2 tRNA genes are annotated in these 469 nt (G+C 46.3%); both read right to left on the reverse strand.

Annotated elements, in window-relative coordinates:
- Window positions 1-166 precede the first annotated feature (166 nt).
- Window positions 167-243, reverse strand: a tRNA-Ile gene (locus IW644_RS19945).
- Between the two features lie 115 nt (window positions 244-358).
- Window positions 359-434 (reverse strand) — tRNA-Ala (locus IW644_RS19950).
- Window positions 435-469 lie beyond the last annotated feature (35 nt).

Below are 469 nucleotides of genomic sequence, written 5' to 3' on the forward strand. Positions count from 1 at the left end.
CCAAATTGTTAAAGAACATTCGATGTTTCCTGCAAAAGCAGTACTTTCATCTTTAGAGTAAAAAACCCTAATCAATGCTTACTGAAACAGTAAATATTCATTAGGATTTCGGGTCCAACGTGACACGTTTCTACCTTTATTACCTTCCTTTCTTAGAGCAAGGAAATGGTAGGCTTGGGCAGACTTGAACTGCCGACCTCACCCTTATCAGGGGTGCGCTCTAACCAGCTGAGCTACAAGCCTATTTTGCGAGGCGGTCGGCGTTGTGACCTCACCGCTCTTATTCGAGGGCAGGGCTGCAACCATCCGAGGTACAAGCCTTCAGTACTTCGCTTATGCAAGCTCAGTGTCAAGTAGATGGTGGAGCTAAGCAGGATCGAACTGCTGACCTCCTGAATGCAAATCAGGCGCTCTCCCAGCTGAGCTATAGCCCCATAAACTTGTGTCGTTCTTCATTTTAAACAAGACT

This window comes from Alteromonas sp. PRIM-21 (assembly GCF_027563165.1).
In the GTDB taxonomy this organism is placed as follows: domain Bacteria; phylum Pseudomonadota; class Gammaproteobacteria; order Enterobacterales; family Alteromonadaceae; genus Alteromonas; species Alteromonas macleodii_A.